The 9,732-nt window shown below is 44.6% G+C and carries 11 protein-coding genes; 9 read left to right on the top strand and 2 right to left on the bottom strand.

Features of this window, described 5'->3' with window-relative positions:
* Positions 1–768: AraC family transcriptional regulator (locus A3766_RS08990; RefSeq protein WP_156508805.1), on the bottom strand; the 768-nt coding region annotated here is incomplete at its 3' end.
* Positions 769–1,133: 365 nt separating this feature from the next.
* On the opposite strand from A3766_RS08990, the gene A3766_RS08985 reads away from it, so the two are divergent.
* The 6 genes from A3766_RS08985 to hypA are packed head-to-tail and all read left to right on the top strand — an operon-like array spanning position 1,134 to position 6,646.
* Entirely contained in the window at positions 1,134–3,065 is a 1,932-nt protein-coding gene (locus A3766_RS08985; RefSeq protein ID WP_068516153.1) for an NAD(P)H-dependent oxidoreductase subunit E, read from the top strand.
* Positions 3,037–3,795, top strand: a complete 759-nt coding sequence (locus A3766_RS08980; RefSeq protein WP_068632966.1) for a 2Fe-2S iron-sulfur cluster-binding protein — start codon at positions 3,037–3,039, stop codon at positions 3,793–3,795. Before A3766_RS08985 ends, A3766_RS08980 begins: the two co-directional genes overlap by 29 nt.
* Positions 3,792–4,349: an NADP oxidoreductase gene (locus A3766_RS08975; protein WP_068511660.1), complete on the top strand. Its 558-nt coding sequence runs from the start codon at positions 3,792–3,794 to the stop codon at positions 4,347–4,349. Before A3766_RS08980 ends, A3766_RS08975 begins: the two co-directional genes overlap by 4 nt.
* Positions 4,350–4,365: 16 nt before the next feature.
* Positions 4,366–5,823, top strand: a complete 1,458-nt coding sequence (locus tag A3766_RS08970; protein WP_068511663.1) for a Ni/Fe hydrogenase subunit alpha — start codon at positions 4,366–4,368, stop codon at positions 5,821–5,823.
* A gap of 15 nt (positions 5,824–5,838) precedes the next feature.
* Positions 5,839–6,291 (top strand): hydrogenase maturation protease, encoded by a 453-nt coding sequence (locus A3766_RS08965; RefSeq protein WP_068511665.1) that lies wholly within the window; start codon positions 5,839–5,841, stop codon positions 6,289–6,291.
* Positions 6,284–6,646: a hydrogenase maturation nickel metallochaperone HypA gene (hypA, locus tag A3766_RS08960; RefSeq protein ID WP_068511667.1), complete on the top strand. Its 363-nt coding sequence runs from the start codon at positions 6,284–6,286 to the stop codon at positions 6,644–6,646. Before A3766_RS08965 ends, hypA begins: the two co-directional genes overlap by 8 nt.
* On the opposite strand, the gene A3766_RS08955 is transcribed toward hypA, so the two are convergent.
* Positions 6,624–7,991 (bottom strand): integron integrase, encoded by a 1,368-nt coding sequence (locus A3766_RS08955; RefSeq protein WP_068511670.1) that lies wholly within the window; start codon positions 7,989–7,991, stop codon positions 6,624–6,626. The two genes, hypA and A3766_RS08955, sit on opposite strands and share 23 nt — an antisense overlap.
* A gap of 141 nt (positions 7,992–8,132) precedes the next feature.
* On the opposite strand from A3766_RS08955, the gene A3766_RS08950 reads away from it, so the two are divergent.
* From A3766_RS08950 to A3766_RS08940, 3 genes are all read left to right on the top strand, one after another.
* The gene (locus tag A3766_RS08950; protein ID WP_068553632.1) at positions 8,133–8,729 is read left to right on the top strand and encodes a hypothetical protein; all 597 of its coding nucleotides are present in this window, start codon (positions 8,133–8,135) and stop codon (positions 8,727–8,729) included.
* 1 nt (position 8,730) lies between these two features.
* Positions 8,731–9,219: a hypothetical protein gene (locus tag A3766_RS08945; protein WP_068553631.1), complete on the top strand. Its 489-nt coding sequence runs from the start codon at positions 8,731–8,733 to the stop codon at positions 9,217–9,219.
* Positions 9,220–9,303: 84 nt separating this feature from the next.
* The gene (locus A3766_RS08940; RefSeq protein ID WP_068510496.1) at positions 9,304–9,633 is read left to right on the top strand and encodes an immunity protein YezG family protein; all 330 of its coding nucleotides are present in this window, start codon (positions 9,304–9,306) and stop codon (positions 9,631–9,633) included.
* Positions 9,634–9,732: the final 99 nt, after the last annotated feature.

Genomic DNA, 9,732 nt, shown 5'->3' with positions numbered 1-9,732 from the left:
ATCAGGGCAAACTTCACTCAAACGCTCCTGACAACATTGTTCATTTAACTGGGCCGAATCTTTGTTGTAGAAAACCAGAGGCTGCTTAAGCAAGGCTTCAGACAAAACAATTCGATTCTGATCCTGATTAAAAAATACCGGCACCGAAAAGAACTCGTCGTAAGCCTCAATTACCTTCGGTTGATCGAAGGAAAAGTGTATCTGGCCCGCTTTATCATGGTCATCCAGCTCAACGCCCCCCATAAAAAAGCGCCCTAAGGAGTAAATTACAGAGCAGGTGAATTCCATAAAATAAGGTAGCGCGTCACCCAAGTCTTGTTTAGGCGTCAGGGTTAACACTCCCAATCCAGATTTTTGCATTTCAAACTTGAAACCCAGTATCTGTGTAAATAAAGGTTGATACTTGGTCAGAAGTTCCATCGCTTGCTGAACATTCTCACTACTCATAATTCGAGCCGCGAGTACTCCATCATGATGCAGAAAACTCTGCTCTCCCAAGTAAAGTGCAAAAGGATGATGAGGAAGCAAACGCCTCGCATTAATAATCAGCTGCTTGTACTGAAGAAAATTTATCGTCTGATCAGTCTCGGATAAATCCTGAAACTGAAGCCCTGTATCTTTTAACAAGGACCTCAGATCTACCTTATTCATCATGAGGATTTTAACTAGCGGCTTAACACGCGCGATAGGGATAAAGACCTCACCCGAAGTCTGATATTCAGTACGTAAGTTTCGGTGCCCGATTTTGGCTATATTTAAAGCGCCCATAGTTAACCTTTCATTTTGTTTTTATTATCAATGAATATTTTGAGTCAGTGAAAAAAGGCTTTCTTACCTTGCCCTAAAATACTCATAAATGTTGCTATATGAACATATCGTATCGAGCAACCAAAGTTTTTGAAAGTAACCATCGCTCATTTCGCTAAAAAGATGTTATTTTTTGATCAGCTTATCATTCCTGCTGATAAATCTCGACATAACATATAAAACTTTCTTCATAGCTTTTTGCCGAAGAATTAACCTGGATCAAGATCAGCTATTTACTCAGCAAGGCTAGCAAGGAATACTTAATAAGAACTACACTATTTAACTTCATGGCTGTACCAAGAAAATAACAACTCAGTAGTCTGCTTATGGAAAACCAGCTTCGTATTTCTGAAATCTGCCAAGGCTTTGATAACAATCCCAAGCGAATGATTGATATCCTTTGGGCGATACAAAACACCTTAGGTTGGATCAGTGGCGACTCAATGAAGTTAGTCGCAGAAAAAACCAACAGTCACCGAGTCGTTGTTGAAGGGGTCGCGAGTTTCTATAGTTTTTTCAAAACTAGCCCTCAAGGAAAAATCATCATTCACCTGAGTGAAGATATAATCGACCAGCATAAGGGGAGCGCGGAAATTCTGCAGGCCTTTGAGTTGGCATTAGGGATCCCTGTTGGCAACACGACTCTGGATGGGAAGTTTTCACTCCACCTCACGCCCTGCATAGGCATGAGTGACCAAGCCCCTGCCGCCCTGATTAACGAGCACGTCGTCACCTCGTTAACACCAAGCAAAGTGAAACGTTTAGTTAACGCACTAAAACGTACACTCAAAGCATCTGAATCCGATAACTGGAGAGCACTATCCACCCGAATTCATGACACGTGTTTATCGGTATTCGGCGGTAAAACAGGCGATGGAAATAACAGCCACTCACTAGTACGGAGCATGGTAAATAACAATATTCAGCAATCTGGCCCGGTATTACTAAGTGAGCCTCCTTTAGCGCAAGCTTTGGCTAAATGCCTCTCAAAAAGCCCCGACGAGATTATTGATGAGTTACTCCGCTCCGATCTAAGAGGTCGCGGCGGCGCGGGTTTTCAAATCGCGCGCAAATGGCAATTTGCAGCCCAAACACCGGCTGAAAAACGTTATGTCATTTGTAATGCCGACGAAGGCGAGCCCGGCACCTTTAAAGATAGAGTATTGCTAACAGAGCGCGCTCACCTCTTAATAGAGGGTATGACTATCGCCGCCTACGCAATTGGTAGTGAGCATGGCATTCTCTATTTGCGCGCTGAATATCGTTACCTGCTGCCCTACCTAAATAGCGTATTGGAAGAACGACGTCGAGAAGCCCTGCTCGGCCAAGACATGCTTATTGACGAGTCAACCGGAACACGCTTTTCCTTCGATATCCGCATCCAACTTGGTGCAGGTGCCTATATTTGCGGCGAAGAAAGCTCTCTGATCAGCTCATGCGAAGGACAACGCGGAGAACCAAAAAACAAACCACCTTTCCCTGCGCAGAAAGGCTACTTGGGTTATCCAACAGTGGTGAACAACGTCGAAACCTTCTGCAACGTGCCTCATATTCTGGACAAAGGTGCTGAGTGGTTTCAGTCTCTTGGCACCGAGCACAGCAAAGGTAGCAAGCTGCTCAGTATTTGCGGCGACTGCGAGCGCCCTGGCATCTATGAAGTTGAGCATGGTATTAGCGTCTCCGATGCACTCGACTTAGCTGGTGCTATTGATGCAGAAGCTGTCCAGGTAGGTGGTGCCAGTGGCGAAATGATTGCGCGTATCGACTTTAACCGGCGCTTATGTTTTGAGGATTTACCTACAGCAGGGGCTATCATGATTTTCTCGGCGCAACGTAATATTCTCGATATCGTCAATTACTTTATGCACTTCTTTATTGAAGAAAGCTGTGGCTACTGCACGCCATGCAGAGTCGGTAATGTGTTTTTAAAGAAAGGGCTTGAGAAAATCATGCTCGGCCAGGGCGAGAGCAAGGACCTGGAGTCTTTGCAAAGCCTCGGCAATACCATTATTCAAACCAGTCGCTGCGGGCTTGGGCATACGTCCCCTAAACCTATTTTATCGACAATTGAAAACTTCCCTTTAGTGTACGCGGCATTACTAAAAGACCACCCGGATGGTCGTCAGGCAGGTTTTGATATTCAAAGTGCATTGAATGAATCGCGTATTATCGCTAAACGGCGATCGATTATTTTGACCCGCGATACGACCATGACGACAGGGAGCAAAAATGATGAACCAAGAAGAAAAGCGACTTAGCTTTACCATCGACGGCAAGAAAGTCGAAGCCCTTGAGGGGCAGTCGATAATGTCTGCCTGTGAGGCACAAGGTATCTACATTCCTCGGCTATGCGATTCTGAAGGCCTTGTTCCCCAAGGTAGCTGCCGAGTTTGCTCTGTCAAAATGAATGGCCGGGTCGTTGCCGCCTGCACACAACCTATCGAAAACGGTGCAATTATTGAAAATGAAAGCCAGGAAGTAACAGGCTATCGCAAAGATTTGGTCAGAATGTTATTTCATGAAGGCAATCATCTCTGTCCTATCTGCGAAGCTAGTGGACGCTGCGAACTACAAGCAACCGCCTATCGCCTTGGTTTGTCTCAGGCATCAGACTTCCCATACTTACAGCCCTCACGCCCGGTTGATGCTTCGCACCCGGATATCGCATTAGATAACAACCGCTGCATACTCTGTGGCCGTTGTATTCGAGCCTCACGAGACGTTGACGACAAGCATGTCTTTGAATACGTGGGTCGCGGTATCCATAAACGTATTGGTGTGAATGGCGACTGCCTTGCTGATACCAATGCCGATATTAACGACTATGCCATGTCGTTAGAGGTTTGTCCGGTTGGCTGTATTATTCGAAAGAACGATGGCTTTTTCGCCCCCGTTGGCGAGCGTCAATACGACAGCCATATAATTGGCTCAGATATCGAAGTACGACAATACCAGCCTGAAACCGGCAAAGAGGACAGTACAAAATGAGAAAGAAGCGTATTGCCACCACCTCTCTGGCAGGTTGCTTTGGCTGTCATATGTCGTTGCTGGATATTGATGAAAGAATAATCGAACTAATGGAACTGGCCGAGTTTGATCGCAGCCCTTTAAACGATGTCAAAAAGTTCACACGCCGTTGCGACATTGGCCTCATTGAAGGCGGCTGCTGTAATGAAGATAACGTCCATGTGCTTCGTGAATTCAGAGAGAACTGCGACATACTTTTTGCCGTTGGGCAATGCGCCATCATGGGCGGTTTGCCGGTCATGCGAAATGCCATTATGCATTCCGATGATCCGCTAAGAGAATGCCTGGACGAAGCCTATACCACGCCCAAGGTACTCAACCCAGAAAACCAGATACCAAATGACCCAGCTCTACCTTTGCTGCTCGACAAGGTTTACACCTGCGTCGATGTGGTCAAAGTTGACTACCAGATTCCAGGTTGTCCACCTTCTGGCGATGCGCTATGGAGTGCTTTAACAGCCTTGATCAAAGGCGAGCCACCTTCGCTTGATTATTCACTGATCAAGTTTGACTAATTCAAGGGCTGAAAAGATGAAAAAAACAAAAGCTCGGATCGTAGAAATAGAACCCCTAACGCGAGTCGAGGGTCACGGCAAAGTGACGATTCACCTCGATGAACAAAACCAGGTGTCTGAAGCGCGCTTACATATTGTCGAGTTCAGAGGCTTTGAGCGCTTTATCCAGGGCCGATTACTTTGGGAAGTGCCTGTCATCGTTCAGCGCTTGTGTGGCATCTGCCCGGTAAGTCATCACTTAGCAGCCGCAAAAGCTATGGATATGATTGTCGGTGTTGACCAACTCACGCCCACCGCCGAAAAAATGCGCCGCCTAATGCACTACGGCCAGATTATGCAGAGCAACGTACTCCACTTCTTCCATCTCAGTTCACCTGACCTGCTCTTTGGTTTTTCTGCTCCCGCTAAAAAGCGCAATATCTTTGAAGTCATTAAAGCCTTTCCTGACCTGGCCAAGAAAGGCGTATTAATGCGCAAGTACGGACAAGAAGTTATTCAGTACACCGCAGGTAAAAAAATTCATGGCAACACAGCCATTCCGGGCGGCATCAGTAAGAGTCTTTCAGTTCAAGAACGAGACAAACTACTACAAGATATCGATCAGATGATTGAGTGGTCACAAGAAGCGGTCGATATTACGCGCAACTATACACTTGAGCACCTAGGGCTGGTAGAAAGCTTCGCCAACTTTAAGTCTAGTCATATGTCACTGGTTCGTGATGACGGCGCTTTAGATTTATACGATGGCCAGCTTCGCGCAATTGACGCCAACGGCAACTTGATCTTTGACCAAATGGATTACCGGCACTTCGATGATTTTATCAAAGAAGAAGTAAAACCCTGGTCGTACATGAAGTTCCCCTTTATCAAGAGCCGGGGCAATGTTGACGGTTGGTATCGGGTCGGCCCACTGGCTCGCATGAATACAGTCAGCTTTATCGACACCCCCTTGGCCAATGCTCGTCATGAAGAATTCAAAGAGTTCTCCCAACATAAGCCTGCTCATATGTCTTTGGCCTATCACTGGGCACGAATGATAGAAGTCCTTCACTGTGTCGAAAAGATCAAAGAACTACTTCTTGACCCGGATATTATGGGTACGGATCTCAAACTAACCGGCGATCGTCGTGAAGAAGGGATAGCCGTAATCGAAGCGCCGAGAGGCTCTTTATTCCACCATTACAAAGTCAATGAGAATGACCAAGTCACCTACTGCAACTTGATTGTCTCGACAACCCATAACAATACCGCCATGAACAAAGCAGTGACCGATGTCGCCCGAAAATATATTTCAGGCAAGAACAAAATATCGGAAGGCATGCTCAATCATATCGAAGTGGCCGTTCGCGCTTACGACCCATGTTTATCTTGTGCAACCCATGCGCTCGGCCAAATGCCGCTCAAGGTGGAGCTGTTTGATCATGAAAATAAACTGATCGACAGTAACAGCCAGTTTGTAGATGGCCAACACTAGATGAGCAAGATCTAGATGATTAAGAAGATACTCTTTATTGGCTACGGCAACCCTGGCAGACAAGATGATGGCCTCGGCCCGGCGCTTATTAAAGCACTCGAAGATGACTCAATACTTGCTGATAAAGTAAGCCTTTCTTCAAACTACCAACTCACCGTCGAAGACGCTTACGACATTACACAGTACGACACGGTGGTATTTGTAGACGCGAGTTTAGACTCTTCCCCACCCTTTTCGTTTAATGAAGCCAGCGCTAATGATCAACAAAGCCTGGGCAGCCATCAGCTTCAACCTGAGTCGGTTCTGCAATTGTGCCATACCTTATATGAGACAAAACCCGAAGCCTTTATTCTGGCAATTCGCGGCTACGAATTTGATGTCTTTGACGAGACACTGAGCCCGCGCGCCCAAGGCAATTTAGATAAAGCCCTCGCGTTCACTACCAAGTGGATTAGCGAGCATGCATGAGCTATCACTTGCGGAAAGTATGCGTGAACTCATTGAAGAACAAGCCGAAGCCGAGCACTTCAACTTGGTTGAAGCCGTTTATTTAGAGGTCGGTCAACTAAGCCATGTCGAGGCAGAAGCTATGCAGTTTTGTTTTGACGCCGTGATGAAAGGCTCCATTGCAGACAATGCGAAGTTAATCCTATCCCGCCCTTCAGGTATTGGCCTATGCGGAAGCTGCCAGAAACAAAGTGAAATCAAGCACCTATACGATGCTTGTTCTCACTGCGGGGCTTTCGGCTTAGAGGTGATACAGGGAGACCAGGTTAGGATTAGTTCTTTGCAGGTTAGCACTAAAGAAAGTCCAACGGACTAGAAGTCTTGCCCTTAGAGAAATTAGCTGTGTGGGTATAAATCATCGTCGTGGCAACGTCGGAATGCCCCAATAGTTCTTGCAGCATTCTAATATCCATCCCGCGTTCCAAATGATGCGTGGCAAAACTGTGACGAAAGGTATGACAGGTAACACGCTTTGCAATCCCGAGCTTTCGAGCGCAGTACCTGACCGACTTCTGCAAGGTCGACTCGTGTAAATGGTGCCTGCGCACTGCTTTCGACTTGGGGTCGAGCGATAATTTGGCACTAGGAAACACATATTGCCAAATCCATAGCTGGTCATTTTTGCCATACTTCCTAACTAATTCGGCTGGCATATAAACACTACCATAACCTTCCTTTAAATCGGTTTCATGCATCGCTTTTACGTCTTTCAAGTGCGCTTTTAGTGACCCTTGAATTTTAGCAGGAAGCGGCACCACCCTTTCCTTATTCCCTTTGGCATTGCGTATGATAATTTGCTGATACGCAAAATCGATATCTTGAACTCTAAGCCGAATCGCCTCCATCAACCTTAGACCACAGCCATAGAGCAATGATACCAGTAGCAATTGAACCCCTTGTAGTTCGGCTAATATTTCGTTTACTTCATCGGCAGACAAGACAACCGGCAACTTCTGACGTTTTTTTGCCTTGACGAATTGGCTAACATCACCAAGCTCAAGGTTTAAAACCATTTTGAAGTAAAAGACTATTGCATTCAGCGCAAGCGCCTGCGTTGAACTCGACACACCCTTATCAACAGCCAAAAATGAAAGATAGTCAATCACATCTCTGGCAGAGTTACCTTGGGTGTGACTATTAGAACAGAACTTTAAGAAGCGATTAACCCAATGGACATAAGTCTTTTCGGTGCGAATACTGTACCCCTTAGCACGCACCTGATAGATTAACTTCTCGACTTCTGGTGCATTTGCACTGCCCTCCAAGTCCATATTTTTGCTTCGACCTGTTACAACAGGCGTATTATTTCGCGCATTCGAGACATGATCAGCCTCCAACTCTTTGCACGACATTTTCCAATAATCCCAATCAACCTGCTTACAAAAGGGGGAATGAATACTTAGAAACAAACAATGAATCGCATCAACCACCTGACGCTTCTGCCAAGCCTTGAGCTTGTTACTCTCAAGTAAGTTTGAGAAGTAATCCTGAACACTTTGATCGGTATGTTCCTTAAGCCGGACGTCCGTATAATACCGAATAAACTGCTCACAATGACGCACATACCACTGGAACAGAGCGGGCTTGATATTGCGCTCAGAAAGTTGAGCTATATAGTTGTTCCAAAAACGTTTTTCTCGATCATCCGTGACCTGAGACATATCTATTTCCTTATGCTTTATTTACAATCCTTTGTAAATTTCAAATATGGATTATACGGACGCCGCCTAATAAGGTAAATTATGGATTCCGTATAAGAAACTGTTAGAATTTTTAGGCATCATCCACAAAAGGAAGTATTAGTGATTAAAAAAATACGAATATTAATTTTCATTGCTGTTTGTTCTGCTCTTTTACCAGCTTGCGCTCATTTTTCCTCAAGTTCTTTCCAAGAAGAATATGTTCAAGGTGATCAAACTACATTTAACACTGGTGATTCTGTATTTCTTAAGATTAATAGTTATGCCAATTGGTCTGACTATTCAACGGTTAACACGCTAGTTGCAGATGCACTCCAAGAAAGCTTTTCTAAAAAAGGTATAAAAGCAAAATTTCTCTCTGAGAAAGATGAGCTTCCTCAGAGTTATCTTGAAATTGTTTCTATTGTTGATAATACCGCAGGTGATGAAAGTCGTGACTTTGATCCCCTTTCGTATTTATCTGCAGTTTGGTGTGGCTTGTCAGTTTTTGTTCTACCTATGATTAGCACCGATTTCGATGTGCTCGTAAAAATTAACCGATTTGAAAATGGTCAAATTGTGTCTAGCCATTTGTATTCAAGTCATATGTATCAAATGGCTGGGTTTTCTATGATTCCATTTATGAGTTCGGACGATGTTGGAGACGATATTGCCTCTATAGTGGATAATGTTTCTCAGGATTATTTGGAGTTAAATTAAGATGATCAAGCTACTTTCAATAACAATACTCGCTAGCTTGCTTAGTTCGTGTGCCTCTAGCTATTTCAACGTCTCAAAGAATACCCCTAAAAGCGAGTCAGCAATCTTGTATACATACAGTGAAGGACAAAGGGCTGGAACAATTTATACAGTGTTACTTAAGTCAATTAATGGCGAAAAACTTTCTGGAAAGTCTAAACGATGGTTATATGTCAAACCCGGAGAGTATGAAATTGAGGTAACCAGTCACAAGTACAATGAAGGTGCATATATCGCAGGAGCTATTGCAGGAGGTGTTGCTGGCGGAGCCATGGGGGCAAGCGTTGATACTGGTGCCATTGTAGCAAGCTCTGAAGCATACGCAGAAATGGAGCGAACTAGAGTAGAAGATAATAATATCATCGCGCGGCTGGAAGCTGGGAATATATACGTGATCGATCCAGTTATTGAAAACAAGAAAATAAAGTATTTTGAAGTTAAAACGTACTAAATAAAGAAATTCTAACCAAGCGTTCAACCGGACTCGCCTTCGGCTCGCGCGGTTAACGCGGCGTTATAGCAGGAATGGTGATTTATGAATATTATGGATGAGCAAGTATCACTATTGAATGAGTTGAGCGAACTCATGATGATAAGCAGTGAGCTAGGGTATGAATCTCTTTCGTGTGAGTTTAAATATCACACTTCAGAAGATGGTAGTAGTTCAATAGGATCCAAATTTAGTTATGTAATTGATGGTAAAAGGGTCTCAAAGGCACTTGTAAAACCTGAAAGAGAGCGGCTCTATACCGTTGTGCCTAAGCTTCACTCAGTTATGAAATCGCATACTGGCGGTGATTGGAAGTCATTTACACTAACTATAAATGAAACTGGTGAGGCTAAAACCAAATTTGAATACCAATAAAAGCTATAACAAGCAGCTCCACCGGACTCCGCAAAATGTGTCGCGCTTTTTGCTGGAGCAAAAAGTCACGCCAATTTTGCTCCTCCGGTGAGCTGGGCG

Source organism: Oleiphilus sp. HI0132 (assembly GCF_001635845.1).
The sequence above is the reverse complement of the archived record's forward strand: the minus strand, read 5'-3'. Positions and strand labels throughout refer to the sequence as shown.